Genomic DNA, 26,288 nt, shown 5'->3' with positions numbered 1-26,288 from the left:
GGTTCGCTTCCAGTCACCTTCTTCGCCATACAGCACGCGCAGGCCAGCTTCGTTGGCATCATCACCCCGACGCATCACCAACAGCGTATCGGGCCTGGGCGATCAGTTGCCCTACCGAGTAAGCATGGTACTGCTTGTGTCTGGCCTCAGCCTTCATCCAGACCCGATCAGCGCCGGCATGCTCTGCCTTTAGGACGCCAGCTTAGGCCTTCTCAGCGTGACGCTGACGACCGGCGTCGTCTTCAAGAGCAACGACGATATTCCACGCACCTGACACCGACGGGCTGATCAGCTCCCTACGTCTGGGTGCAACGAGGCCTAGACGCGACATCGACATTCATCACAACAACAAAACCAAAGGGTATCGACATGAACTTCAAACTCGCTCCACTCTCGCTTGCGCTGGCCGGCAGTCTGCTCGCCGCACCAGCCTTCGCCGAAGGCATGCTGCAATGGCAGAACAACAGTCTTACCTACCTGTACGGCAAGGATTTCAAGGTCGATGCTGGCGAGATTCAGCAGACCGTCACCTTTGAGCATGCCAGCGGCTGGAGCTGGGGCGACATGTTCCTGTTCGTCGACAACAAGTGGTACAACGGCCTCACCGGCAATGACGGCCACACCTACTACGGCGAATTCAGCCCGCGCCTGTCGCTAGGCAAGATCACCGGTCAGGAAATGTCTTTCGGCCCGATCAAGGATGTGCTGCTCGCCGCCACCTACGAGCGCGGCGAAAGCACTGACGGAGTTCCAAACCAGAACTACCTGCTCGGCCCGGCTGTCGACCTAGCCGTACCCGGTTTCGATCGGTTCAACATCAACGTGTATTACCGCAAGCCCGACGGGACCACTGGCAAGCCGTCCGGCCAGTGGCAGATCACGCCAACCTGGGCCATGACCATTCCAGTCGGCAAGTCCGACATTCTGTTCGACGGATTTATCGACTGGGTGGTGAACGACGCCGGCTCCGAGCGCCGTGGTGACTTCGTCTCGAAGAACCTGCACATCAACCCGCAGATCAAGTACGACCTGGGCAAGGCGCTCGACGGCGAACCGGGCAAGCTTTACGTGGGTATCGAGTACGACTACTGGTCCGATAAATACGGCATTGAGGACGGCGGGTTCGTTAGTGAGAACTTCGTCGGCCCAACCGACCAGAACACCGCTAGCTTGTTGGTAAAAGCCCACTTCTAACGAGAAAAGTCAAAAGTGGAAAACGAAAAAGGCAGCCGGTGGCTGCCTTTTTCGTATCTGCATGACTCAGTTGCCGGACATTCCTATGTCGTTGCGCGGCCGCAGCCGCGGGGTTACAGCTATCCTAAAGTGCAGGGCACCAGTTCTCACCAGCACCCCCTCAATCACAACTTGAAGCTGCCCATCTGACGGCTCAGGTCATCAGCCAGGCGGCTCAGCGCATGACAATCCTCGCGGCAACCCTGAACATCGCTCGCGGTCGCCTGTGCCAGGTCGGCGATCCCCTGAACGTTGTGAGTGATCTCCTCAGTGACGCTGCTCTGTTCTTCGGTCGCAGCCGCAACCTGAGCGTTCATGTCGCTGATCGCTTCAACCTGCTCGGTGATAGCGCGCAACGACTGCCCGGTGCGCTGGCTGGCCTGAACGCCGGTGCCGGTGGCAGCCTGCCCCGCATGCATCGAATTCACTGCGTTTTCCGCACCACTCTTGAGGCCCTGAATCATCTGCTGGATCTCGTCGGTCGACGCCTGGGTGCGGCTGGCCAGCGTTCTCACCTCATCGGCGACCACCGCAAAGCCTCGCCCCATCTCCCCGGCACGTGCGGCCTCGATGGCTGCGTTGAGCGCGAGCAGGTTGGTCTGCTCAGAAATACTGCGGATCACTGCCAGCACCTTGTCGATGGATGCCACCTGCTGTGCAAGATCGGTGACCGACTCTGCCGCATGGCCGATCTCGCCTGACATCTTTTCGATGTGAGCGATGGAGTCTCCCACCACCTTGCGGGCCTGCATCGCTTCATCTTTCGCGCCCTGAGAAGCCTGCGCGGCGCTGCTGGCGTTACGAGCAATCTCCTGCACCGTCAATCCCATCTCATGAACCGCAGTAGCGACCATGTCAGTCATTTCGTTCTGACGGCCGGCACGATCTGCAGTGTTGTCGACTACTTCCGCCACTTGGCCCACTGCGGTGCGCAGCTGCTGGCTGGTATTCAGCACATCGCCAATCAGCCCGCGCAGGCTACCGATGAAGCGGTTGAAGCCACGCGCGAGATCGCCTAACTCGTCGCTCCGGCTCTCATCCAAACGACGCGTCAGATCGCCGCCGCCACCGCCGATTTCCACCAGCGCGGTGGTCACCTGACGAATCGGTTTGACCAATCCCCGCGCCAGCAGCACCACAAGCCCCAGGAAGAACAGTGCAATACAGGCCGCAATCAAGCTAATGGTCCACAGGGTGCGCTGTGCCTCTCCGAAAATCTCGGCCTCAGGGACTTCGCTGACCAGAATCCAGTTCAGGCTTTCCAGCGGTTGCGCCAGTGCCAGGAAGGCTTCGCCGTCGCGCTCGAACCTTACCGCCTCGCGCTCGCCCGCCAGCAGCCGGCGCGCAGCATCGTCGCCGGTCAGCGCTTTCAGCTCGGAGCGACCGTTATACTCGGTACGCGGATGCACCTTGATCTGGCCGCCGGCATCGATCAGATAAACCTCGCCCCGCTCGCCAAACTTAAAGTTACTGATCAACTCGGACATGCTTTTCAGGCTGTAGCCCAGACCGGCAACGCCTAGTGTCTTGCCGCCGGCACTGATGCGCTGGTTGATGAACAGCGTGGGCAGACGCGACGCCTTGTCGATATCGATCTCGAAGCGGCGCTCAATGCCGCCGTCGATCAGGCTGTAGAACCAGGCATCACCCGGTGCGCTGCGCTGCAGGGTACGTGAAAGCCCGTTTTCGGAATGGTAGTTACCGCTGTCCAGCGCCACGACAGAAGTAGTCAGAGCATTCTGTTGCGCCTTCACCCCGTTCAGGTAGCGAGCGATCGCAGCAGCTTGCTCCGTGCTTTCGCCATCACGCAGCCACTCCTGCACCAGCGTATTGCCAGCGATTCCGGCAGTAGCGGTAATGGGCGCCGCCAGTGTGCGCTCGATGTCGTTCCGAATCGAGGCGATGTTGGCCGGCAGAGCCTGGCCAAGCAGATAACGTTCAGCCAACCCGTTGAGCGTCGATGAATAAATCAGGATGACGATCAGAAGGCTAGTGAGCAAAGCCGCTCCCATGCTGACGATCAATTGCCACTGGATACTGCGTTGCATGAAGGACATGGTACGACCTCGATAGTTCGCTTGATAAATGTACACAATTTAATACAGTCCATGTATACAAACATCAAACTCCTATTCTTGATTTTCTATCGGCCTCGCCAAGAAACTCTTGAGCGACCATTGGGCGGATTCCGCCGCCGTTTTAATAGGCGCCATGGCAGGCGCAGCGGATAGAATGTCCCTTCGTAAAGTGCCGCCTGACCCGAACGGCCGGAGTAATCGATGCGGCAATTGACCGTGAAGCAAAGCACTCTCCTCACTCTGCTAGCCCTGATCATCGGGTTGGGCTTCGTGATTACCAGCCTTGCCAGCTACTACGCGTCACGTGAAGCCATCCGCAAGAGCATCATCGGTACCGAGCTGCCCTTGACTGCAGATGTCATTTCAGGGGAAATCCAAAAGGATCTGGTCCGTCTGGTGCAGGTCTCCTCTGCCATGGCCGAAGACCCTTTCGTAATGGACTGGGTCGATCAGGGCGAGCCCAAAGCAGCGCTCATCAGCCGCTACTTGCAAGCCATCCGCCAGCGCTATAACACGTCGAACGCCTTCTTCGCCTCGGCTGGCTCGCAGACCTACTACACCGACGAGGACATCCAGCCGATACAACCGGACGACCCGGCGGATCGATGGTTCTATCGATTCGAGCAAAGCGGCGTCCCATGGGAGATCGTCGTCGACGTGAATCGGCTTACGATGTTCATCAACTATCGGGTAACCACGGCCAAGGGTGACTTCCGCGGCGTTGCGGGAGTCGGGCTGACGCTTGAGCGGGTGGTCGATCTGCTCGATACCTATCAGCGTCGATACCAGCGCAACATCTATTTCGTAGACGCCAGTCACCACATCGTGATGACCGGCCGGCAAGGCGGGCCGGACGGGCAGCCGCGTGAAACGGCGTTGAAAGACATCAAGGCCCTGGCAGACCTCAATCGCCAGCTACCGCAGTTACGTCCGGGCTCGTTCGACTACCAGAGCGAGGGCGAGCAGCATTTCATCAACATCCGTTACATTCCCGAGCTGAACTGGTTCCTGATGGTCGATAAACAGGAAAGCGGCGTGATGGCCCCAATGCGGCGGGCGCTCTGGGTGAATCTTCTGATCTGCTTCAGCGTAACCGTTATCGTATTGGGCCTGGTGGGCTCGATCAGCCGACGCTATCTGCAGCGCATCGAAGCCATGGCTACCCACGATGCTTTGACCGAACTGCTCAATCGGCACGGTTTCGGCCTTGTCGCCGAGCAGGCCGTGCTCGAAGCAAGACGCCAGCGTAGCGACCTTTGCGTGCTGATCCTGGATCTCGATCACTTCAAGGCGTTTAACGATACCCATGGCCATCTCGGCGGCGATTTTCTGTTGCGCAGCTTCGCTAGATTGCTGGCCCGACAGATACGCCAGTCCGACTTGATATCGCGCTGGGGTGGCGAGGAGTTCGTCATCATGTTCAAGGAAACCGATCTAGCCACTGCATTGGCTCTAGCGGAAAAAATTCGTGCTGCCACGGAGGCCGCAACGTTCGATTTCGAGGGCACGCCGTTGCGCGCTACAGTCAGCATAGGCGCGGCTCAACTGCCACCAGACGGTAACCTGGAGTCTCTGTTAGATGACGCAGACCGGGCGTTGTACCGGGCGAAAAATGGCGGACGTAACCGGGTCTGCAGCGCAGCGGGTGTTCCCGCCGATTGATCATCTCCTAATGCTGGACCCCCGACTCTAGCTCCTTGGCCTTCTGTCGCTCGAGAAACTCGATCTTCCACTGCTCCATGCCGACGTACTCCGAGAACAGGTTTTTCTCGACCTGATGCTTGGCTTTGAGCGTGGCAACGGCAGACTGTTGGTTCTTGAGATAGCGGTCGAAACTTTCGATGAGTTCAGGATGATTTAGGCTGGACAGATTGAAGGTGCTACGTGTGTGCGGCAGGTCGGCATCGAACACTAGCGCTCCCGGTTTGGCGCGCACGTTGTTCAGGTAATGCGCCGCCACCACCACGTTGTAGTAGGCGCCATCGCTATCCTTGAGCAGTGCCTGACGCACCATGCGCGGCAAGTTCTCACTACTGACCAGCAGGATTTGGTTGGTGGCGACCCGGTCTTCATAGCCCCAGGGCGTCCAGCCATCAACGACCGCCAGCCGCCTGAGCTCATCGATACCCCGCCCTACGCGTCGCGGCGCCACCATCACCCCGTCGACATAATTGACCACCGCTTGGCTGTAGTGCAGTCGATGTCCTGCTTTGGCGGGCTCGGACCAGTTCGGGTTGTCCGGGTATTTGGCATCGACGCGCCCGTCCAGCAACGCAGGCAACAGCTCGTCTGCCGGGAGCACCTTGTACACCAGGCGCACGCCGCTATGCGCGGCGAAACTATCCAGCAGTTCACGGGCGAAGCCCTGGTAGTTGCCCTGTGCGTCGCCGCTATAGTGCGGCAGAAAAGCCGCTTGTTCGACACCTATTGTGTAGATTTGCTCGGCAGCTACAGGCATTGAAAGTGCCAGCAAGGCGGCCGCAAGAAATTTCTTCATGTGGAACTCCTTGGAGTGTTGGACGACCCGCTCGGCAGGCCCGGGATGGCCGGCGGAAACGCGAAAAGCGATCCTATCGGCCCGTTCACACTGCATTGGTGGCAATACAGTAGCAGGGTCTTTTCCATATTGTGTACAAAGTTTTACGTAGTTGTTCACAGACAGACAGATCGGAGCGCCCGCCTTGAGGCGGTCTGGAGGCCGGTGCTAGCATGCCGCGGCAGGCCACCAGGCTGGTGGTCGTGAATTGAACAGGCCCTATGTCCAGTATCCGCGAGCGCAACAAAGAACTGATCCTGCGCGCTGCCAGCGAAGAGTTCGCCGAAAAAGGCTTCGCCGCCAGCAAGACCAGCGACATCGCCGACCGCGCCGGGCTGCCCAAGCCCAACGTTTATTACTACTTCAAGAGCAAGGAAAACCTCTACCGCGAGGTGCTCGACAGCATCGTCGAGCCGCTGTTACAAGCGTCCGCTCCTTTCAATCAGCCCGGCGAACCAGCCGATGTGCTACGTGCCTACATTCGCACCAAGATCCGCATTTCAAGAGAGCACGCCTGCGCGTCTAAGGTTTTCGCCAGCGAGATCATGCATGGCGCTCCCCATCTGCCAGCCGAGCGGGCTGAACAGCTCAACGCCCAGGCCAGTCACAACGTTGCCTGCATCCAGGGCTGGATCGACCGAGGATTGATGGCGAAGGTCGACCCCAACCACCTGATGTTCAGCATCTGGGCCGCTACCCAGACCTACGCCGACTTCGATTGGCAAATCTCCACCGTGACGGGTAAGGCCAAACTCGACGATGCCGACTACGAAGCCGCCGCCGAGACGATCATTCGGATGGTCATCAAGGGTTGCGAGGTAAGGGAAGCGGTCGCGACCTGAGGTAGCCCAAGCCAAAGGCATATTGCCTGCAATGAGCGATGTCGACGGAAGGTTCTGCAGTCCAGTAGACGTTCTGATAACGTTTTGCCTCATCGGCACGGCTCTGCCTTTGACGTTTCAGCCATGACTACCAATACTTGCGCTGAGCACCGGCCTGGAAAAAGGAACGTCTTTTGACCGAACTGCGCAACAGCCTGTCGCGACAACTGTTACGTATTGTCTTGTTGTCCGCGCTGGCCGTAGGACTGGTGTTGAGCTGCGCACAAATCGTTTTCGATGCCTACAAGACTCGACAGCTGATCGATGCTGAAGCGCAGCGAATCCTGCGAATGACCCGCGACCCTTCCACCCAGGCGATCTACAGCCTGGACCGAGAGATGGGTGCGCAGGTCATGGAAGGCCTGTTTCAACACGAGTCGATTCGTAAGGCATCGATCGGTCATCCAAGCGATGAAGCTCTGGCCTACAAATCCCGACCGCTGATGCCGCTGCCTTCGCGCTGGCTGACGGACCCGATATTGGGCCGGGATCAGGCGTTTTCGATCCCGCTGATTGGTCGCCCTCCTTACAACGAATACTACGGCGATCTGCGTATCACGCTTGACACCGCCCCGTACGGAGCGGATTTCGTCAAGGACTCGGCAGTAATCTTCGTCATTGGCATTCTCCGTGCTCTGGCGCTGGGCCTGCTGCTCTATCTGATCTACGAATGGCTGCTGACGCGACCACTAACCAAACTCATCGAGCACCTGTCACACATCAATCCGGACCGCCCCGGCGAGCACACGTTGCCGATGCCAAAGGGTCACGAGAAAAACGAACTGGGCCTCTGGGTCGATACCGCCAACGCTCTGCTCGCTTCTATCGAACACAACATGCAGTTGCGCCATGCCGCCGAAAGCAACCTGCAACGCATGACGCAGTACGATTTTCTCACCGGGCTGCCCAATCGCCAGCAATTACAGCAGCAGCTTGACAATATCCTCAGCGAGGCCGGACGGCTGCAACGCCGTGTCGCTGTGCTCTGCCTCGGACTGGATGATTTCAAAGGTATCAACGAACAGTTCAGCTACCAGAACGGCGACCGTATGCTGATTGCGCTGGCTGATCGCTTGCGCAGCCTGAGCGGGCGCGTCGGAGCGCTGGCGCGTCTCGGCGGCGATCAGTTCGTGCTGGTGCTGTCCGGCTTCGAACAGCCCTACGAAACTGCGGAACTTGCGCAGCAAGTACTCGATGATCTGGAGCGCCCAATCGACCTCGACCAGCAGAGCATCCGTTTGCGAGCGACCATCGGCATTACGCTCTATCCGGAAGACGGCGATAGCACGGAAAAGCTGCTGCAAAAAGCCGAGCAGACCATGACACTGGCGAAAAACCGCTCGCGCAACCGCTATCAGTTCTACGTGGCGAGCATCGACAGCGAAATGAGAGCGCGCCGCGAGCTGCAAAAGGATCTGGCAGAAGCTGTTCAGCGCGGCGAGTTCCACCTGGTCTATCAACCGCAGATCGACTATCGCCGCAAACGCATCACCGGCGTCGAGGCGTTGCTGCGCTGGGCCCACCCGAGCGGCAAGATAGTTCCGCCAGATGTATTCATCCCCCTTGCCGAACAGAACGGCAGCATCATCGCGATCGGTGAGTGGGTCTTGGATCAAGCCTGCCGACAGTTGAGCGAGTGGCATCAGCAAGGCTTCGATGACCTGCGCATGGCAGTCAATCTCTCCACAGTTCAGCTGCACCACGCCGAACTGCCATTGATGATCAGCAACCTGCTCAGCACTCACCGGCTTCCGCCCGAAACGCTGGAGCTCGAAGTGACCGAAACGGGGCTCATGGAAGACATTGGCGCTGCCACCCACAATCTGCACAGCCTGCGCCGCTCCGGGGCGCTGATCGCCATTGACGATTTCGGCACCGGCTACTCCTCGCTCAGCTACTTGAAAAGCCTGCCCCTGGACAAGATCAAAATCGACAAGAGCTTCGTCCGCGACATGGCGTTGGGCGATGGCGATACCACCATCGTCAGAGCCATCATCCAGCTGGGCAGGAGCCTCGGCATGCTGGTGATCGCCGAAGGCGTGGAAACCGCCGAGCAGGAACGCTATCTCATCAACGAAGGCTGCAACGAAGGCCAGGGCTACTACTACAGCAAACCCCTACCCGCGACTGAACTGGCCACGCTGTTAGGCCAGTCCCTGCGTTTCGAGCGCAGATTCAACTCGGAACCACTATAACTACAAGCCCCCGCCGCGCGGTGCTAGAAGCGCTGCGCGCCCTCCCGCTGCCAGCAACGAGCGCCACGCATGAAGCGTTTTGTATTGATCGACACCGCCGAAATTCCCGATGACGGGGGTGCTCTCTGCCTGTTCGAGTATGGCGATGACTTCGTCATCAAGATCCAAGGAGGCAACGGCAATCAGCTAATGAACACCCGGACACACGGCTCCGAGGATGCGCTGGCCGAAATACCGTGCCGGAAAATCGCGCAGCGCCCGCAGCCACGAGTGTTGATCGGTGGGCTGGGCATGGGCTTCACCCTAGCCTCGGCGCTAAAGCATTTGGGCAGCGACGCCGAGGTTCAGGTCGCAGAGCTGGTGCCAGGCGTGATCGAATGGAATCGCGGCCCGCTGGGAGAAAAGGCCGGGATGCCGATCAACGATCGGCGCACCCGTGTGCTCAACAAGGATATCGCCGATGTTCTTCGGAGCGAGTCTCAGTCCTTCGACGCGATCATGCTCGACGTGGACAACGGCCCAGAGGGTCTGACTCAACGGAGCAACAGCTGGCTCTACTCCATGGCCGGCCTCGCCGCCTGCGCCCGAGCCCTACGCCCCAAAGGACTGCTAGCTGTATGGTCAGCCAGCGCCGATCAAGGGTTTTCGGCCAAGCTGGCCAAAGCGGGGTTCAGAGCAGAAGAAGTCCAGGTATTCGCACATGGCAACCGCGGCACCCGTCACACCATCTGGATTGCCGAGAAGCGCGGCGGCTGATTTTTGCCAACCCGAAACCCGCAGCTATCGGCGATGTAATCGAATCGCTCGCCGCATCATTGTGGCTGGCTTGATACGGTGCTCTCGGACCCGCCTTGACGCTACTGTCTGTCCGGAGCGTTTCGACTATCGAGCGAGTTATTAGGTCAGCTGTGACGCCAGCACAACGGCACCGAAGATGCACAGTACGGCGCCACCGGCGGCGTGCCAGCGATAACGACTCGCGAGCTCTTCCTCACCATGACTCGACAGCACAAACGGCAGACTTTCAGCCGGGCGTGCCAGACGATGCTGCGCAGGACGAGCACTGGCGAGACGGTGGCGTTCTTCCGCCTCGAGTCCGGCAGCGAGTCGTACCCGGCCCCACTCGGCCTGGTCAAGCTGGCCATCGCGATTGTTATCGAAACGTTGCAGCAGCCCGGCGTAATTCTCTTTCCATTCCCGCACTACCTGGCCCTGAGCGGTCTGGAGGTCGAGGCCTTGCCGGCCGCCCTCTGCGGTGCGGAAATCGCCGATGGCATAAAGGGGCTCGTCGGCATGCAGACGCTCCTCGGTATAGCGATATCGGCGATTGCCATCGAGCCAGGCAAACATTCCACTTGGTGGCTGGCCTCTGGGATGGCGCAGATCGCCGGACCAACGCTCGCGCCGAGCCGGCAGCACATCGGCACCACGCGGATCAATCAGGCAGTCTCCAGTCGCATCGCACAGACGCAACGGCCTTTCACTGCAGCCCTTTTCGACAACCCGCCAACTGCTACGCTTGCCGTTGGAGCGGTATTCCTCGATGCGATAGCGCCACCAGAGACAGGGTTTTTCCGTCAGGGGCGCGAGCATTGCCGGCACGTCGGGAAGGTCACGCAACATCCCGGCGAGCTCGACATAACCTTGCGCCGCCGAACGAATCCTCGAAGTCGGCATGTCCAACAAATGGCGCACCTTTGACCAGCGGCTGACCCACAACCAGCCACCCGCCAGACACATCGCGACGCCCGCGCCGAAAAGCAGCACGATCCGATACTCCTGCTCAGCCAAACAGCGGTTTGAGGTCAACGTTGGCCTTCTCCGCGTCGCTGAATTGCAACAACGCAGCTTCACGGAAGCCAAAGGCGCGCGCCAGCAACACATCGGGAAACTGCTCGATGCGTACGTTGTTCAGATTGACTGACTCGTTATAAAGCTCGCGCCGATCGGCAATGCCGCTTTCCAGACCGCTGATGCGCTGTTGCAGATGGCGAAAGCTCTCGTTGGCGCGCAGTTCAGGATAATTCTCAGCGAGGGCGAACAGGCGACCCAGACCGGCGCGCAACCCGGTTTCGGCCTGCCCTAGAGCGTTTACATCACCCTGCTCGCGCGCCATGGATACGGCGTTGCGGGCATTGATGACCTGCTCCAGGGTGTTGCGCTCGTGCTGCATGTATTGCTTGCAGGTCTCGACCAGCTTTGGCAGCTCTTCGTGTCGCTGACGCAGCAGCACGTCGATATTCGACCAGGCTTTGCTCACGCCATGTTTGAGGCGCACCAGACCGTTGTAGAGGACCACCGCATAGGCAGCGACGAGAAACAGCACAACCAGTGCAACTACAGCGTTCAGGCTCATCAGGCTTGTCCATGAAGTCCGGATATCGGGATGGCATTCTAACGGCACCGCTGAAAGCGAAGCGCGACATGCTGCACGCAATTTCTTTGCACAAAATGCAAATCTTTCGCATTATGACCCGCATCGGATAGTCGCACCCCACCTGCCGGCGTCCCAAATACCACCCTGCAAGCAAAGGAACCCGCCATGCTACGCACTCCCGTCTGGGCCACTGCCAGCCTTCTGGCTGTCGCCATTTCACTCGCTGGTTGCGGCGAAGACAAAGCGCCAGCCGAACAGGCCGCCGCTCCGCAAGCGACCACCCAGAGCGAGCCGGCCGCGAGCGCGCCAGAGACCGTGAACAGCGAGGCCGCGCAGGCCGTGGTCAAGCATTACGCCGACATCGCGCACGCCGTATTCAGCGATGCGCACAGCACCGCGCTGAAACTTCAAGACGCCGTCAACGCCCTGCTCGCCAATCCGAGCGACGAAACCCTGCAAGCCGCCAAAGACGCCTGGCTGGCCGCGCGCGTGCCCTATATGCAGAGCGAAGTGTTCCGCTTCGGTAATCCGGTAGTCGACGATTGGGAAGGCCAGCTCAACGCCTGGCCGCTTGACGAAGGCATGATCGACTACGTCAAGGGCGACTATCAGCATGCTCTCGGCAACCCTGGCGCTACCGCCAACATCGTCGCCAACAAGGAACTGCAGATTGGCGAAGACAAAATCGACGTCAGCGAAATCACCGGCGAGAAGCTTGCAAGCCTGAACGAACTGGCCGGCTCCGAAGCCAACGTAGCCACCGGTTACCATGCGATCGAATTCCTTCTTTGGGGTCAGGACCTGAACGGTACCAATCCCGGTGCTGGCGAACGCCCCGTCAGCGACTTCGTCGAGGGTGACGATTGCACCGGCGACAATTGCGACCGTCGTCGCGCCTATCTGAAAGCCGCCACTGAATTGCTGATCAGCGACCTTGAAGAAATGGTCGGCGAGTGGAAGGCCGGTGTTGCCGATAATTACCGCGCCAGCCTGGAAAGCGAATCCGCCGAAAATGGCCTGCGCAAGATGTTCTTCGGCATGGGTAGCCTGTCGCTGGGCGAGCTGGCCGGCGAGCGTATGAAAGTCGCGCTGGAAGCCAATTCGCCGGAAGACGAGCATGACTGCTTCAGCGACAACACCCACAACTCGCACTTCTACAATGCAAAAGGCATCCGCAACGTTTACCTCGGCGAGTACAAGCGTGTCGACGGCAGCACACTCAGCGGCCCGAGTCTGGCCTCGCTGGTCGAAGATGCCGCTCCAGAAGTCAACGCCACAGTGAAGACCGATCTGGAAGCTACCGAAGCCAAACTGCAGGTGCTGGTTACCAGTGCCAAAGAAGGCGAAGCGTTCGATCAGCTGATCGCGCCCGATAACAGCGAAGGCCAAGAAAAAGTGCGCGCCGCAATCGGTGCGCTGGTGCAGCAGACTGGCTCTATCGAGAAAGCCGCTGCCGCATTGGGTATCAGCGACCTGAACCCGGATACGGCCGATCACCAGTTCTAATTTAGCGTCGTTATGGAGGGGGCGGTGCAATGCCGCCCTCTTATGACGTGCCCTTTCGACGGCAGCATCCTGCGCTCGTTCGAACGGCCCAGCCCTATCAGTAAATGCAAATTGCTCTTATTCAAGCTCCATTAGCCTGCTAAGATCGCCGCCCTGTTACAGGATCAGGTATACCCGATGCACCCGTTTTCCCGCTCTGCTACTGCCCTGCTGCTGGCCTTCGGCCTTGCCGCCTGCGGCGAGCAGGCGCCACGCTTCGAGCGGGCAGAGCCGGGCGAAGCGCTTTCCGCGGGCAGCGCAACCGTAATGCAGTTCGACCAGAATGCTTTCTCAATGCCTGCTGCCAACCTGGCTCCGGTCCGGCGACTGGACTTCAGCGTCGGTAACAGTTTTTTCCGAAATCCCTGGGTCATCGCCCCCGCTTCCACCACGGCTCGCGACGGCCTCGGCCCACTGATCAACACCAACGCCTGTCAGAGCTGCCATATCAAGGATGGCCGCGGTCGTCCGGCAGAAGCCGAGCGCGGCAATGCCGTATCCATGCTGGTGAGGCTTTCGATACCTGCTGGCGCCGAGCATGCGGAGGTCGTCCGGCAGCGCGGCATCGCGCCGGAGCCCACCTATGGCGGTCAATTACAGGACATGGCGATTCCGGGCGTGGTGCCCGAAGGCAAGGTCCGGCTCAGCTACGCCACGCGGACCGAGCGATTTAGCGACGGTTTCGAGGTTGAGCTGCGCATGCCGGAACTGAACATTACTGAACTAGGCTACGGTCCGATGCATCCGCAGACACAGTTCTCCCTCCGCGTGGCACCGCCGATGATCGGCCTCGGGCTGCTGGAGGCGATTCCCGAATCTGTACTGTTGGCCAACGCCGATCCTGAAGATAGCAATGACGACGGTATTTCCGGTCGGCCCAACCGGGTCTACGACCAGCTCACACACGAGGCGGCAATTGGCCGCTTCGGCTGGAAAGCCGGGCAGCCGAACCTTAACCAGCAAAATGCCGATGCGTTCTTCAATGACATGGGGCTCACCACCAGCCTGTTCACTGGCAGCAGCTGCACCGACCGGCAGCAGGATTGCCGGAGGATGCCCGATGGCGGTGAGCTTGAGGTCAGCGATAACATCCTTGCCCAGGTGCTGTTCTATACCCGCAACCTTGGCGTGCCGGCGCGTCGCAACGTTGACGATCCCCAGGTGCTGGCGGGCAAGACGCTGTTCCACCGCGCCGGCTGCCAGAGCTGCCATGTTCCAACTTTCACCACTGGCGATGCCGCTGAGCCTGAGCTGGCCAACCAGGTAATCCGTCCATATACCGATTTACTGCTACATGACATGGGCGAAGGGCTTGCCGACCACCGTCCGGAGTTCGAAGCCAGTGGCAGCGAATGGCGTACGCCACCGTTATGGGGCATCGGCATGACCGAGACGGTCAGCGATCACACCCAGTTTCTCCATGACGGACGTGCGCGCAACCTGCTCGAAGCAATACTCTGGCATGGCGGCGAAGCGGAAAAAGCCAAGCAGACTGTGCTCGGCTTCGACAGCGATGAACGCAGCGCCTTGCTGACCTTTCTCGAATCACTCTAGTGCCGGACCAACCACCGGTGTCCTGCCTTGCCGAGGAGCAACATGTACCCCAACCGCTATTTTTCAGCATTCACCGCCACCGCCCTGGGTCTGCTGCTGAGCGCCTGCGCGCCGTCCGATCCCTTTGCCGAGACGAGCAAAGCACTGGCCGATGAAGTCCTGCTTCCGGCGTATAACCAGTGGGCCGAAACCAACCGGCGCATGGCCGCAAGCAGCATTGCTTTCTGCGCTGGCAACGAAGAGTTGGAGGATGCGCGCAAAGCCTTCCTGCAAGCGCAGTTCGCCTGGGCGGGCCTGCAGCCGTTGCTGATCGGCCCGATGGGCGAAGGCAACCGCGCATGGCAAGTGCAATTCTGGCCCGACAAGAAGAATCTGGTCGGTCGTCAGGTCACCGCCCTGCTGAAGAACAAACCCGAGCTGACCCAGGCCGATCTGGAAGATGGCAGTGTCGTGTTGCAGGGCTTATCGGCGTATGAATATGTACTCTATGACAAGGCAGTCGACCTGAGCGACAGCACTACCAAGGCACGCTACTGCCGGTTGCTGGTGGCAATTGGTGAACACCAGCAGAAGCTCGCCGCTAACATGCTGCAGCAGTGGGAAGCCGAAGACGGCATGGTCGCGCAACTCAGCGAGTTTCCCAACGAGCGTTACGTGGAGTCGCAGGAAGCGATAGCCGACCTGTTGCGCGTGCAGGTCACGGCACTGGACGGTCTGAAGAAGAAGCTCGGCGCCCCGCTGGGTCGTCAGAGCAAAGGTTTCCCGCAGCCCTTCCAGGCCGAGGCCTGGCGCAGTGATGCGACACTCGGCAGCATCGATGCTGCCCTCGCTGGCGCCCAACATTTATGGCAGGGCAGCGACGACAACGGCTTCAAGCAGTTGGTACCCGCCGATCAGGCCGATCTGATCAAACGCATCGACGTCGCCTATGCGACAACCCGTAAACACTTGGTAGACATCATGCTGCCGTTCAGCGAACTGATCGCCGACGAAGCCGGCCGTGAGCGGCTGGATGCGCTGTACCAAGAGATCGACGTGTTGCACCACCTGCATCAGACCGAACTGGCCCGGGCACTCGATGTACAGATCGGCTTCAACGCCCACGACGGAGACTGATCATGAAACGCCGTGCTTTTATAGGTCTGGGCAGTGCCCTGGCTGCAGCCTCCGCAGTCGGTGGTTGGACACTCACACGACACACTGAGCAGCCGCTGCTTCTCTCTGCACGCGACGATGCCGATGGCCGTCACTATGCGGTTGGTTATCGGCTCGATGGCAGCCGTGTGTTCGCGACGCCGGTTAGCGAGCGCTGCCATGACGTCTATGCCCATCCACATCTACCCCTGGCGGTATTTGTCGGACGTCGACCGAGCCGCGAGAGCTATCTGATCGACAGCCGTGACGGCACGCTGTTGCAGGTTCTCGCCTCGCCGCCTGACCGCCATTTCTACGGCCACGGCGTGTTCCATGCCAGCGGCGACTGGTTCTACACCACCGAGAACGACACGGCCGATGCCGGCCGCGGCGTACTCGGCATCTACCGCGTCGAAGAACGCCGACTGGTTCGCAGCGGCGAGCACTCGACCCATGGCATCGGCCCGCATCAGCTGCTGTGGATGCCAGATGGCGAGACACTGGTGATCGCCAACGGTGGTATCCGCACCGAAGCCGACAGTCGGGAAATGATGAATCTTGATGCCATGGAACCCAGCCTCGTCATGCTGCGACGCGACGGCACGCTCCTAAGCAAGGAGCAACTGCCCGAGCAGATGAACAGCGTGCGTCACTTGGCGGTTGCGGCGGACGGCACGGTGGTTTCCGGACAGCAGTACGAAGGCGACCCTATTGATCAGGTGCCGCTATTGGCGATCAAGCGTCCGGGCGAAGCCTTCCAGGCATTCCCGTTGGGTGAAGCACAACGCCAGACGATGAATCAGTACACCGCCAGCCTGGCGATCAACGACCAGCTGCGTCTGCTGGCTGTGACGGCGCCACGCGGCAATAAAGTGTTCATCTGGGATCTGGACAGCGCCGCCTTGCGCGAGGAAGTCCATCTGCCGGATTGCGCCGGTGTAGCAGCTGTCGAGCAGGGTTTCGTGGTGAGTTCCGGCCAGGGGCGCTGCAGGCTGGTTGACTGCAGCGGCGAGCGCTTCGTCAGCACCGCACTGCAACTGCCGGCAGGGCTTTGGGACAACCATCTGCGCCTGGTCTGAAAGTCCTCAAGTATCGAAGCGGCGCGCCGAGAAATAAAGCGACCGGGCGGTCATATGTGTGACCGCCCGATCCATATTTGCCGTTAATGCAAGCGCACCCCATCGATACGAGAACGATTTGATGTTTCTGAAGAAATCCCTACGGGCTCAGTTATTGGGGCTGATCGGCGCGAGCCTGCTGGTGATGCTTGCGATCGCCCTCACCAGCTTCTCCTTTTTATCCGACGGGGTCTCCGCGTACCAGAGGCTGCTGAAAGGCCCGATCGAAGCGTCTCGATTGATCGATGAAGCCAACCTGGAGTTCAAGATCCAGGTGCAGGAATGGAAGAACGTCCTACTGCGTGGCAAATCGCCCGAGGCCCTGAGCAAGTACTGGCAGAGTTTCGAGAATCAGGAGCGCAAGGTTCAAGATCGGCTCACCACGCTCGTGCAGCTGAGCAGCCACAAGCCGGACCTTGCGAACCAAATCGAGGGGCTGCTTGCAGAACATCGCAGTCTGGGCACAGCCTATCGAACGGGCCGTGATGCCTATATCGCCGCGGGTAACGATCCCGTGGCAGGCGACAAGGCCGTTCAGGGAATCGACCGTGCCACCAGCGAGCAACTCAGCGCACTGGTCGAACAGTTGCGCAACTCTTCTCTGCGCAGCTCCGACGAAATCAGCCATGCCGCAGACCAGGCCATTATCACCGGATCGCTGGTCATGCTCGCCGCTGGCGCGCTGGTTGCTTTGTTCAGTCTTTGGTTGGTCAATCGCAACGTGATCGACCCTATCCGTCATTTGATCGACCATATCGCCAAGCTAAGCCTGGGCAATTTCAGCGAGCGCGTCGATACGGGCCGTGCCGACGAGCTGGGACGCTTGGCGGTAGCTGCTAACGTATTACGCGACTTCCTCGCCGATACCTTCGCCCGCCTGCAACGCAGCACCTCGGATCTGGACAATGCGAGTGGCGAACTGAACGCCATTGCGACGCTGATGGGCCAAGGCACTCGTGAACAATTCTCGCGTACCGACCAGGTCGCAACCGCCATGCATGAAATGTCCGCAACGTCCCAGGAAGTAGCCCGCCATGCGGCCGAAGCAGCACGCGCCGCAGATACAGCCGATCACTCGGCGCAGCAGGGCGAAAGCATGATGCGTTCGACCATCCAGACGATCACTCACATGCGCGGCGAGATCAGCAACACCGCTGAGGTCATACGCCGTCTGGAAGCCGACAGCGGTCGCATCGGCAAGGTACTGGAAGTCATTCGTGGCATCGCCGACCAGACCAACCTGCTGGCATTGAACGCAGCCATCGAAGCAGCCCGCGCCGGTGATGCCGGTCGCGGCTTTGCCGTCGTTGCCGACGAGGTGCGCACATTGGCCAGGCGCACCGCCGATTCCACCGCCGAAATTCACCAGATTATCGACACCGTACAGACCGGCGCGGTGGATGCGGTGCGTGCAATCGAAAGCGGCCAAAGCCGCAGTGACGAGGGCGTCGAGCAGGTCACGGAAGCAGGCAGCATGCTTCAGCGCATCACCTTGGAAGTCGAAGCGATTCGCGGCATGAACCGGCAAATCGCCACCGCGGCCGAAGAACAAACATCAGTGGCAGAAGATATTTCGCGCAACCTCAACGAAATTACCGCCATCGCCACCACCAACCAGGACAATGTCGAGCGCACCGAAAAAGCCAGTCAGAACCTGCACGGCCTGTCTGCCCAACTCAGCGAAGTGACCCAGCGCCTCGTAGGCTAACGCAACGAGCTCTCCACAGCAGGGGGCCGTTGCAAGCAAAACCCCGACATGTATCGCAACGCGGCGTCGTATCTCGCTAGTCCCCGTCCCGCCAAGCATATTGGATGCATGTCCCTTTACATGCGTCTGGTTCGCGGCTAACTTCGCTGCCTCAGGCCATCTGGTCGAATAGATACAAGCCGAGGCCGCCGCAAGGCCGGCTATTGGTCGTTTGTCGTGCATCCAAAACGGCTGCCTCATTTCATGGCAGTAGCCAGCCGGCTCATCTCTCCAAGGAATACGGAAAATGTTGCGCCGCATGCTGCTCATGCTGGGCGCGGTGATCGTCGTTGTTTTGATCCTCGCCGCCCTTAAATTCAACTCCATCTATTCACAGATTCAGCAGTTCAAGGCGCCGAAACCGCCGATCAATGTCGAGGTTGCCGAATCGCGCCGACAGCCATGGCAGCGTCGGCTTCCGGCAATCGGCACGCTCACGGCGTCACAGGGCATCGATCTGTCCGTAGAAATTGCCGGAACCGTCAGCGATGTGCAGTTCCGCTCGGGCGAAAAAGTGAGCAAGGGCCAGCCGATCGTTCTGCTCGACAGCGAAATCGAACAGGCAAGCCTGGCAGCGGCTCAGGCCGATCTTCACTTGGCGAAGGTCGAGTTCGAACGCGCCCGCAGCTTGGTCGGCAGCCAGGCCATCTCGCGCAGCGAGTTCGACCGACTCAACGCCGAGTCGCAAAAAGCCGCGGCCACGGTCGCGCAGCTGAAGGCCAGCCTGGCGAAGAAACGCATTCTCGCGCCGTTCTCCGGGACCATCGGGATCCGTCAGGTAGACGTCGGTGACTTCGTCGCCGCCGGCACGCCCATCGCCACGCTACAGGACCTGTCCACCTTGTTCGTCGACTTCTATCTGGCTGAGCAGCAGGTTCCTCTACTCGCCATCGGCCAGTCTGTACGCATCCAGGTGGCCGCTTTCCCCGGAGAGGCTTTCGAGGGCACGATCGTCGCGCTGAACCCAAAGGTGGAAATCACCACCCGCAATGTCCAGGTCCGCGCAGAGCTGGCCAACCCTGGCGAACGCCTGCTGCCCGGCATGTTCGCCGACCTGCAGGTTCTATTGCCCGAGGAACAGTCCCAGGTCGTAGTACCGGAAACCGCAATCACCTACACCCTGTATGGCAACTCGGTGCTGGTGGTGAAGGAAGGCCAGGCGCCTCAGCCTGAGGAAAACACCGAAGCGCCCGAGCGCAGCGAACCCTATCTGGTAGTGGAGCGACGTTTCGTCAAGACCGGCGAGCGTCGCGACGGCCGCGTGGTGATCCTAGAAGGGCTCGAAGCCGGGGAACAGGTGGTGATTGCCGGCCAGCTCAAGCTGGACGCCGGTGCTCACGTCGCCGTTGCCGAAAAACGCACGCTCGAGCTCGAGCCCAACAGCGGGTCCGACGCCCGCTGAGGCAACGCCAACAGGGATAAAGATCGTCATGGCTTTTACTGATCCATTCATTCGCCGTCCGGTGCTGGCCAGCGTGATCAGCCTATTGATCGTGCTGCTCGGCTTCCAGGCCTTCAACAGCTTGGTGATCCGCCAGTATCCACAAATGGAAAACGCACTGATCACGGTGACGACCGCCTACCCTGGCGCGAACGCCGAAACTATCCAGGGCTATATCACCCAGCCGCTGCAGCAAAGTCTGGCCAGCGCCGAAGGCGTGGATTACATGACTTCGGTGAGCCAGCAGAACCTCTCGGTCATCTCAGTGTACGCACGCATCGGCGCCGACACCGACCGGCTCTACACCGAACTGTTGAGCCAGGCCAACTCAGTGAAGAACCAGCTGCCGCAAAACGCCGAAGACCCGGTACTGAACAAGCAAGCCGCCGACTCCACCGCGCTCATGTACATCAGTTTCTACAGCGAGCAACTGAGCAATCCGCAAATCACCGATTACCTGTCACGGGTCATTCAACCGAAGTTGGCCACCCTGCCCGGCATGGCCGAGGCGGAGATTCTCGGCAATCAGGTCTTCGCCATGCGCCTGTGGCTGGATCCGGTGAAACTTGCCGCGTACGGCCTCTCTGCAAGCGATGTGAACGAGGCGGTGCGTAAGTACAACTTTCTTTCTGCGGCGGGCGAAGTGAAGGGGCAGTACGTCGTCACCAGCATCAACGCTGACACCGAATTGAAGACCCCCGAGGCATTCGCAGCCATACCCTTGACGACTCAAGGCGATAGTCGCGTGCTACTCGGAGATGTCGCGCGGGTCGAGATGGGCGCCGAAAGCTACAACGCCATCAGCTCATTTGACGGCATCCCTTCGGTCTACATCGGCATTAAGGGCACCCCGAGCGCCAATCCATTGGATGTCATCAGCGAAGTGCGTGCGGTGATGCCGGAGATTGAATCGCAGCTCCCACCAAGCCTGAAGGTAACCATTGCCTACGATGCCACGCGCTTCATCCAGGCTTCGATCGACGAGGTGGTGAAAACCCTCGCCGAGGCGGTGGTAATCGTTATCGTCGTGGTCTTCCTGTTCCTCGGCTCACTGCGCTCGGTGCTGATTCCGGTAGTGACCATACCGCTGTCGATGATCGGCGTGATGTTCTTCATGCAGACCATGGGTTACTCGATCAACCTGCTGACGCTACTGGCGATGGTACTGGCGATCGGCCTGGTGGTGGACGATGCCATCGTCGTGGTGGAAAACATCCATCGACACATCGAAGCCGGGAAGGCGCCGTTCCAGGCGGCCATTGACGGAGCTCGCGAGATCGCCATGCCAGTCGTCGCCATGACTATCACCCTGGCAGCGGTGTATGCGCCGATCGGCTTTCTACAGGGTCTGACCGGTGCGCTGTTTCAGGAATTTGCCCTGACTCTGGCCGGCGCCGTGCTGATCTCCGGCGTCGTGGCACTGACGCTGTCACCGATGATGTGCTCACGACTGTTGCGCCATGAAGAAAATCCTTCAGGTCTGGCGCATCGGCTGGACCTACTGTTCGACCGGCTTAAGTTGCGTTATCAGAATGCCTTGCACGGCACGCTGAACACCCGTCCGGTGGTGCTGGTGTTCGCGGTGATCGTGCTCGGGCTGATTCCGGCGCTACTCAAATTCACCGAAAGCGAGCTGGCACCTGAAGAAGATCAGGGCATCATCTTCATGATGGCCAGCGCGCCGCAAACGGCCAATCTTGATTACCTGAACGCTTACACCGATCAGTTTCTGGAGATCTTCAAATCGTTTCCCGAGTACTACTCGTGGTTCCAGATCAATGGTTTCGACGGTGTGCAGAGCGGTATCGGCGGGTTCCTGATGAAGCCTTGGGATGAGCGCGAGCGCACCCAGATGGAAGTGCTGCCGGAACTTCAAACGCGTATCGACAACATCCCTGGCTTGCAGGTATTCGGCTTCAACCTGCCGTCCCTGCCCGGCACCGGCGAAGGCCTGCCGTTCCAGTTCGTGGTCAATACGGCGAACGACTACGAGTCGCTACTGCAAGTGACCGAACGCATTAAGGAGAAAGCTCAGGCATCCGGCAAGTTCGCCTTTCTCGATGTGGACTTGGCATTCGACAAGCCCGAGATCGTCGTCGACATCGACCGCGAAAAGGCCGCGCAAATGGGCGTGACCATGGAAGACCTTGGCGTGACGCTGGCCACCCTGCTCGGCGAGAGCGAGATCAATCGTTTCACTATCGAGGGCCGCAGCTATAAGGTAATCGCCCAGGTCGAACAGGCGTACCGGGACAATCCAGGTTGGCTGAGCAACTATTACGTGAAGAACGACCAGGGCGAAATGCTGCCGTTGTCGACGCTGATCGAGGTGCATGACCGGGCTCGTCCGACCCAGCTGAAACAATTTCAACAGCTTAATGCGGCGACAATTCAGGGCTTCCCTATCGTCAGCATGGGCGAGGCCATCGACACGCTGCGCAGCATCGCTCAGGAGGAAGCGCCGCAGGGCTTCAGCTTCGATTACGCCGGCGCATCGCGCCAGTACATTCAGGAGGGTAGTGCCCTGTACACGACCTTCGCGCTCGCACTGGCAGTGATCTTTCTGGTGCTGGCGGCGCAGTTCGAAAGCTTCCGCGATCCGCTGGTGATATTGGTTACGGTGCCACTGTCGATCTGTGGCGCACTGGTGCCGCTGTTTCTGGGTCTGTCGAGCATGAACATCTATACCCAGGTCGGGCTGGTGACATTGATCGGCCTGATCAGCAAGCACGGCATCATGATCGTCGAGTTCGCCAATCAGCTACGCCAGGAGCGCGGCATGAGTCGTCGTGCGGCGGTAGAGGAAGCGGCGGCAATTCGCCTGCGACCCGTATTGATGACGACGGCAGCGACGGTGTTCGGCATGGTTCCGCTGATTCTGGCCAGCGGTGCCGGTGCCGTCAGTCGCTTCGACATCGGCTTGGTAATCGCCACGGGGATGACGGTGGGCACACTTTTTACCCTGTTCGTGCTGCCGGCCGTTTACACGATGCTAGCAAGCCCGGACCGCGCGGCTTCAGCCGAATAGATAGTTTGAGTGGACTGATCGACCTCTTCTAAGGTCGCGCTCCCTCCCCTATCGATAGGGCAAGGCCTGTAGCGGAAATCAACCTCGACCCACCAAGCTTTGCGACAAGCCGTACATGAACAACAACAGATCGTGATCGGGTCGTATGCCAGATGCCGAAATCCTGTCCATGCGTGGCACCGGACAATGCTCACTGAGCGCACTGCGCGCCACGACCTTGGTATCCGGCTCGCTCCAAGCTGCCGCGCACAGCGAGGCAACGCCAAGCGCGCCGATAAAAAACAATCCTCGTGCAATTTCAAGCTTCATCGCGCAAGCCCTTGTTATTACGTGAGCTGAGGAGCTCAACGTAGTCCACAAACGGGTAGCGTGCCGAAGAAAGATGACAAGCGGTTACTCAATAGCAAAAGCGTCTGACCGCATAGCAAAGTACCCGTTTCAGCAGCATCTCGTAGGATGGGTTGCAACCCATCAATTATGCGCGATGGGCTTTCGCCCATCCTACGTTTGAGCGCGACGCACAGCCCTGCTGACGAGGAATCCAACTAAAGCCTGACAGAGCGCAGCCAATCCCATGCACATCCAAGCGCACATAAAAAAGCCCCGCACGAGGCGGGGCTTTTTTACAACTCGGAACGGCTGGCTTACATCATGCCGCCCATGCCACCCATACCGCCCATGCCACCCATGTCCGGCATGGCTGGAGCAGCCTTATCGTCGATGCTTTCGGCGACCATGGCTTCGGTGGTAACCATCAGACCGCCGATGGAGGCAGCAGCCTGCAGTGCGGAACGGGTAACCTTGGCCGGATCGAGGATACCCATCTCGATCATGTCGCCGTAGGTGTCGGACGCAGCGTTGAAACCGAAGTTGCCTTCGCCCTGCTTGACCTTGTCAACAACCACACTCGGCTCGCCGCCAGCGTTGGCCACAATCTGGCGCAGCGGTGCTTCGACAGCGCGGCGCAGCAAAGCGATACCGACGTTCTGGTCTTCGTTCTCGCCCTTGAGCTCGGAGATGGCCTGCAGCGCGCGAACCAGCGCGACACCACCGCCAGGAACCACGCCTTCTTCGACGGCCGCACGAGTAGCGTGCAGGGCGTCTTCAACGCGAGCCTTCTTCTCTTTCATCTCGACTTCGGTACCGGCACCGACCTTGATCACGGCAACACCGCCAGCCAGCTTGGCCAGACGCTCTTGCAGCTTCTCTTTGTCGTAGTCGGACGTGGTGTCTTCGACCTGCTTGCGGATCTGCGCAACACGGGCTTCGATGTCGACCTGCTGACCAGCACCATCGATGATGGTGGTGTTTTCTTTGTTCAGCACGACGCGCTTGGCGTTACCCAGATGCTCCAGGGTAGCGGTTTCCAGGCTCAGACCGACTTCTTCGGAAATCACGGTACCGCCAGTCAGGATAGCGATGTCCTGCAGCATGGCCTTGCGACGATCGCCGAAACCTGGCGCCTTTACAGCAGCAACCTTGACGATACCGCGCATGTTGTTGACGACCAGAGTCGCCAGCGCTTCGCCTTCGACATCTTCAGCAACGATCAGCAGCGGACGGCCAGCCTTGGCGACAGCTTCCAGCACCGGCAGCATTTCGCGGATGTTGGAGATCTTCTTGTCGACCAGCAGCAGCAGCGGGCTGTCCAGCTCGGCAACCATGGTGTCCGGCTTGTTGATGAAGTACGGGGACAGGTAGCCGCGGTCGAACTGCATGCCTTCTACAACGGACAGTTCGTTTTCCAGGCCCGAGCCTTCCTCAACGGTAATGACGCCTTCCTTGCCGACCTTTTCCATGGCTTCAGCGATGATCGCGCCGATGGAAGTATCAGAGTTGGCGGAGATGGTGCCGACCTGCGCAATGGCTTTGAAGTCGGTGCACGGCTTGGCCAGATTCTTCAGCTCGGCAACAACGGCGATGGTCGCCTTGTCGATGCCGCGCTTCAGATCCATCGGGTTCATGCCGGCAGCGACGGCTTTCAGGCCTTCGTTGACGATGGCCTGGGCCAGAACGGTAGCGGTAGTGGTGCCGTCACCGGCTTCGTCGTTGGCCTTGGACGCAACGTCCTTGACCAGCTGCGCGCCCATGTTCTCGAAACGATCCTTCAGCTCGATTTCCTTGGCAACGGAAACGCCGTCCTTGGTGATGGTCGGAGCGCCGAAGCTCTTTTCGAGAACCACGTTACGGCCTTTCGGGCCGAGGGTCGCTTTTACCGCGTCAGCCAGGATGTTGACACCAGCGAGCATCTTCTTGCGAGCGGAGTCGCCAAATTTAACTTCTTTAGCAGCCATGTTGATTCTTCCTCAAATTCTGTTGATGGAACGCAGTTCGCTTTGAGCGAGCGCTGATCAGGCTTCGACGACGGCGAGAATCTCGTTCTCGCTCATCACCAGCAGGTCTTCACCGTCAACCTTGACGGTGTTGCTGCCGGAGTAAGGGCCGAATACGACCTGGTCGCCAACCTTGACGGCCAGCGCGCGTACTTCGCCGTTGTCCAGAACGCGGCCAGCACCAACTGCGACGATTTCGCCACGGTTCGGCTTTTCTGCAGCGGAGCCCGGCAGCACGATGCCGCCTGCGGTCTTGGTTTCTTCTTCGCTGCGACGAATCACGACGCGGTCATGCAGAGGACGAAGCTTCATTGTCGATCTCTCCTAAGTACAGTGGTTTCCATGCCGATGCATCACATCGGCGGGTTGGCAAATCCGGCGGTGCCGGTTGCGGCCCGCAATGCGAGCCGCAGAAGACGGACTGTCAAAACTCGACAGCGACCTTGCGGTGACCGCTACATGCGGGCGCGCAAAAGGATTTCAAGGGGACAAGGGCGATTTTTTACATCTGAAAAAATTAAAAGACATGCCTGTACATGCTTGTTTTCTGACCGAAAAAGCGGGGTCACTTATCGCGACGCTCCCACTCGCCCTCGATCACGTTTGGACGCTGTGGCCCAGCGCGATGCTCCTGCTGTTGGCGCAAATCATCGGCAAACGCGCGCCGGCGCTCTGCCTGAGCTTCGACGCGGCGGCGGACGATGCCCAGAAACAGCTTGCGCGACGGTGGAAACAGCACCAGCAATGCGATGATGTCGCTGAGAAAGCCCGGCAGGAACAGCAAACCGCCCGCGACGGCCATCATCAGGCCCTGGAGCATTTCCCGCTCCGGCAGTTCGCCGCGAGCCAGCCGCTCGCGCGCACGCCAAGCGGTGGCAAAACCTGCCAGACGCAACAGCAGAATGCCGGCCATGCCACTGATCAGCAGCAGCAGGATGGTAGGTATCACACCGATGGAGCTGCCGACCTTGATCAGCAACGCCAGCTCGGCCAGCGGAAACAGGAGAAACAGCAATAAGAAAATGCGCATCGATAGTCCTTGACGGAAGAACGGCTTCCGATCTCGTGTAAATGACGGCAGTCTGCGC

At 59.6% G+C, this 26,288-nt stretch carries 20 protein-coding genes; 12 read left to right on the top strand and 8 right to left on the bottom strand.

Translation table 11 applies throughout. The features are described 5' to 3' along the window. The first annotated feature begins 369 nt into the window (after positions 1 to 369). Positions 370 to 1,194, top strand: a complete 825-nt coding sequence (locus D7241_RS01710) for an outer membrane protein OmpK (protein ID WP_408100049.1) — start codon at positions 370 to 372, stop codon at positions 1,192 to 1,194. Positions 1,195 to 1,358: 164 nt separating this feature from the next. Here D7241_RS01710 and D7241_RS01705 read toward each other — a convergent pair whose 3' ends face one another. Further along, complete coding sequence (locus D7241_RS01705) at positions 1,359 to 3,290, bottom strand: methyl-accepting chemotaxis protein (RefSeq protein ID WP_408100048.1); 1,932 nt, start codon at positions 3,288 to 3,290, stop codon at positions 1,359 to 1,361. 222 nt (positions 3,291 to 3,512) lie between these two features. Between D7241_RS01705 and D7241_RS01700 the strand changes: the two genes are divergently transcribed. Then, a complete protein-coding gene (locus tag D7241_RS01700; protein ID WP_408100047.1) occupies positions 3,513 to 4,973 on the top strand; it encodes a diguanylate cyclase in 1,461 nt (486 codons plus the stop codon). A 7-nt stretch (positions 4,974 to 4,980) separates the two neighbouring features. Here the strand turns inward: D7241_RS01700 and D7241_RS01695 are convergent, their stop codons facing one another. Beyond that, positions 4,981 to 5,808 (bottom strand): substrate-binding periplasmic protein, encoded by an 828-nt coding sequence (locus D7241_RS01695; protein ID WP_408100046.1) that lies wholly within the window; start codon positions 5,806 to 5,808, stop codon positions 4,981 to 4,983. A 260-nt stretch (positions 5,809 to 6,068) separates the two neighbouring features. Between D7241_RS01695 and D7241_RS01690 the strand changes: the two genes are divergently transcribed. From D7241_RS01690 to D7241_RS01680, 3 genes are all read left to right on the top strand, one after another. Continuing rightward, on the top strand, positions 6,069 to 6,689 hold the full coding sequence (locus D7241_RS01690; RefSeq protein WP_408100045.1) for a TetR family transcriptional regulator C-terminal domain-containing protein: 621 nt from the start codon (positions 6,069 to 6,071) through the stop codon (positions 6,687 to 6,689). Between the two features lie 173 nt (positions 6,690 to 6,862). Beyond that, positions 6,863 to 8,923 (top strand): putative bifunctional diguanylate cyclase/phosphodiesterase, encoded by a 2,061-nt coding sequence (locus D7241_RS01685; protein ID WP_408100044.1) that lies wholly within the window; start codon positions 6,863 to 6,865, stop codon positions 8,921 to 8,923. 69 nt (positions 8,924 to 8,992) lie between these two features. Further along, positions 8,993 to 9,679, top strand: a complete 687-nt coding sequence (locus D7241_RS01680) for a spermidine synthase (protein WP_408100043.1) — start codon at positions 8,993 to 8,995, stop codon at positions 9,677 to 9,679. Positions 9,680 to 9,820: 141 nt separating this feature from the next. Here the strand turns inward: D7241_RS01680 and D7241_RS01675 are convergent, their stop codons facing one another. Continuing rightward, positions 9,821 to 10,663: a GIDE domain-containing protein gene (locus D7241_RS01675; protein WP_408101171.1), complete on the bottom strand. Its 843-nt coding sequence runs from the start codon at positions 10,661 to 10,663 to the stop codon at positions 9,821 to 9,823. 43 nt (positions 10,664 to 10,706) lie between these two features. Continuing rightward, the gene (locus D7241_RS01670; RefSeq protein WP_408100042.1) at positions 10,707 to 11,279 is read right to left on the bottom strand and encodes a LemA family protein; all 573 of its coding nucleotides are present in this window, start codon (positions 11,277 to 11,279) and stop codon (positions 10,707 to 10,709) included. A gap of 186 nt (positions 11,280 to 11,465) precedes the next feature. Here D7241_RS01670 and D7241_RS01665 point away from each other — a divergent pair, with 186 nt between their 5' ends. From D7241_RS01665 to D7241_RS01635, 7 genes are all read left to right on the top strand, one after another. Further along, on the top strand, positions 11,466 to 12,806 hold the full coding sequence (locus D7241_RS01665; protein ID WP_408100041.1) for an imelysin family protein: 1,341 nt from the start codon (positions 11,466 to 11,468) through the stop codon (positions 12,804 to 12,806). 177 nt (positions 12,807 to 12,983) lie between these two features. Beyond that, on the top strand, positions 12,984 to 14,399 hold the full coding sequence (locus D7241_RS01660; RefSeq protein WP_408100040.1) for a di-heme oxidoredictase family protein: 1,416 nt from the start codon (positions 12,984 to 12,986) through the stop codon (positions 14,397 to 14,399). A gap of 42 nt (positions 14,400 to 14,441) precedes the next feature. After that, positions 14,442 to 15,515: an imelysin family protein gene (locus D7241_RS01655; RefSeq protein WP_408100039.1), complete on the top strand. Its 1,074-nt coding sequence runs from the start codon at positions 14,442 to 14,444 to the stop codon at positions 15,513 to 15,515. 2 nt (positions 15,516 to 15,517) lie between these two features. Next, complete coding sequence (locus D7241_RS01650) at positions 15,518 to 16,612, top strand: DUF1513 domain-containing protein (RefSeq protein ID WP_408100038.1); 1,095 nt, start codon at positions 15,518 to 15,520, stop codon at positions 16,610 to 16,612. A gap of 121 nt (positions 16,613 to 16,733) precedes the next feature. After that, positions 16,734 to 18,359, top strand: coding sequence for a methyl-accepting chemotaxis protein (locus tag D7241_RS01645; RefSeq protein ID WP_408100037.1), 1,626 nt, complete (start codon positions 16,734 to 16,736; stop codon positions 18,357 to 18,359). Between the two features lie 286 nt (positions 18,360 to 18,645). Continuing rightward, complete coding sequence (locus D7241_RS01640) at positions 18,646 to 19,800, top strand: efflux RND transporter periplasmic adaptor subunit (protein ID WP_408100036.1); 1,155 nt, start codon at positions 18,646 to 18,648, stop codon at positions 19,798 to 19,800. Between the two features lie 28 nt (positions 19,801 to 19,828). Then, positions 19,829 to 22,867, top strand: coding sequence for a multidrug efflux RND transporter permease subunit (locus D7241_RS01635; RefSeq protein ID WP_408100035.1), 3,039 nt, complete (start codon positions 19,829 to 19,831; stop codon positions 22,865 to 22,867). Positions 22,868 to 22,945: 78 nt separating this feature from the next. On the opposite strand, the gene D7241_RS01630 is transcribed toward D7241_RS01635, so the two are convergent. The 4 genes from D7241_RS01630 to D7241_RS01615 all read right to left on the bottom strand — a co-directional run bounded on the left by D7241_RS01630 (position 22,946) and on the right by D7241_RS01615 (position 26,230). Continuing rightward, positions 22,946 to 23,176: a hypothetical protein gene (locus D7241_RS01630; RefSeq protein ID WP_408100034.1), complete on the bottom strand. Its 231-nt coding sequence runs from the start codon at positions 23,174 to 23,176 to the stop codon at positions 22,946 to 22,948. Between the two features lie 335 nt (positions 23,177 to 23,511). After that, the gene (gene groL, locus D7241_RS01625) at positions 23,512 to 25,161 is read right to left on the bottom strand and encodes a chaperonin GroEL (RefSeq protein WP_408100033.1); all 1,650 of its coding nucleotides are present in this window, start codon (positions 25,159 to 25,161) and stop codon (positions 23,512 to 23,514) included. 57 nt (positions 25,162 to 25,218) lie between these two features. Next, positions 25,219 to 25,512: a co-chaperone GroES gene (locus tag D7241_RS01620; RefSeq protein ID WP_408100032.1), complete on the bottom strand. Its 294-nt coding sequence runs from the start codon at positions 25,510 to 25,512 to the stop codon at positions 25,219 to 25,221. A 253-nt stretch (positions 25,513 to 25,765) separates the two neighbouring features. Beyond that, on the bottom strand, positions 25,766 to 26,230 hold the full coding sequence (locus tag D7241_RS01615; RefSeq protein WP_255983411.1) for an FxsA family protein: 465 nt from the start codon (positions 26,228 to 26,230) through the stop codon (positions 25,766 to 25,768). Positions 26,231 to 26,288 lie beyond the last annotated feature (58 nt).

It is taken from the genome of Stutzerimonas sp. VN223-3, from assembly GCF_045999685.1.
GTDB classification, from domain to species: domain Bacteria; phylum Pseudomonadota; class Gammaproteobacteria; order Pseudomonadales; family Pseudomonadaceae; genus Stutzerimonas; species Stutzerimonas stutzeri_AR.
This window is presented reverse-complemented; position numbering and strand designations above follow the sequence as displayed.

Excerpts from the sequence above, each read along its gene's own strand:
- D7241_RS01710 (WP_408100049.1), top strand. The coding sequence starts at position 370 with ATGAACTTCAAACTCGCTCCACTCTCGCTTGCGCTGGCCGGCAGTCTG.
- D7241_RS01705 (WP_408100048.1), bottom strand. The coding sequence starts at position 3,290 with ATGTCCTTCATGCAACGCAGTATCCAGTGGCAATTGATCGTCAGCATG.
- D7241_RS01700 (WP_408100047.1), top strand. The coding sequence starts at position 3,513 with ATGCGGCAATTGACCGTGAAGCAAAGCACTCTCCTCACTCTGCTAGCC.
- D7241_RS01695 (WP_408100046.1), bottom strand. The coding sequence starts at position 5,808 with ATGAAGAAATTTCTTGCGGCCGCCTTGCTGGCACTTTCAATGCCTGTA.
- D7241_RS01690 (WP_408100045.1), top strand. The coding sequence starts at position 6,069 with ATGTCCAGTATCCGCGAGCGCAACAAAGAACTGATCCTGCGCGCTGCC.
- D7241_RS01680 (WP_408100043.1), top strand. The coding sequence starts at position 8,993 with ATGAAGCGTTTTGTATTGATCGACACCGCCGAAATTCCCGATGACGGG.
- D7241_RS01675 (WP_408101171.1), bottom strand. The coding sequence starts at position 10,663 with ATGTGTCTGGCGGGTGGCTGGTTGTGGGTCAGCCGCTGGTCAAAGGTG.
- D7241_RS01670 (WP_408100042.1), bottom strand. The coding sequence starts at position 11,279 with ATGAGCCTGAACGCTGTAGTTGCACTGGTTGTGCTGTTTCTCGTCGCT.
- D7241_RS01665 (WP_408100041.1), top strand. The coding sequence starts at position 11,466 with ATGCTACGCACTCCCGTCTGGGCCACTGCCAGCCTTCTGGCTGTCGCC.
- D7241_RS01660 (WP_408100040.1), top strand. The coding sequence starts at position 12,984 with ATGCACCCGTTTTCCCGCTCTGCTACTGCCCTGCTGCTGGCCTTCGGC.
- D7241_RS01655 (WP_408100039.1), top strand. The coding sequence starts at position 14,442 with ATGTACCCCAACCGCTATTTTTCAGCATTCACCGCCACCGCCCTGGGT.
- D7241_RS01650 (WP_408100038.1), top strand. The coding sequence starts at position 15,518 with ATGAAACGCCGTGCTTTTATAGGTCTGGGCAGTGCCCTGGCTGCAGCC.
- D7241_RS01645 (WP_408100037.1), top strand. The coding sequence starts at position 16,734 with ATGTTTCTGAAGAAATCCCTACGGGCTCAGTTATTGGGGCTGATCGGC.
- D7241_RS01640 (WP_408100036.1), top strand. The coding sequence starts at position 18,646 with ATGTTGCGCCGCATGCTGCTCATGCTGGGCGCGGTGATCGTCGTTGTT.
- D7241_RS01635 (WP_408100035.1), top strand. The coding sequence starts at position 19,829 with ATGGCTTTTACTGATCCATTCATTCGCCGTCCGGTGCTGGCCAGCGTG.
- D7241_RS01630 (WP_408100034.1), bottom strand. The coding sequence starts at position 23,176 with ATGAAGCTTGAAATTGCACGAGGATTGTTTTTTATCGGCGCGCTTGGC.
- groL (WP_408100033.1), bottom strand. The coding sequence starts at position 25,161 with ATGGCTGCTAAAGAAGTTAAATTTGGCGACTCCGCTCGCAAGAAGATG.
- D7241_RS01620 (WP_408100032.1), bottom strand. The coding sequence starts at position 25,512 with ATGAAGCTTCGTCCTCTGCATGACCGCGTCGTGATTCGTCGCAGCGAA.
- D7241_RS01615 (WP_255983411.1), bottom strand. The coding sequence starts at position 26,230 with ATGCGCATTTTCTTATTGCTGTTTCTCCTGTTTCCGCTGGCCGAGCTG.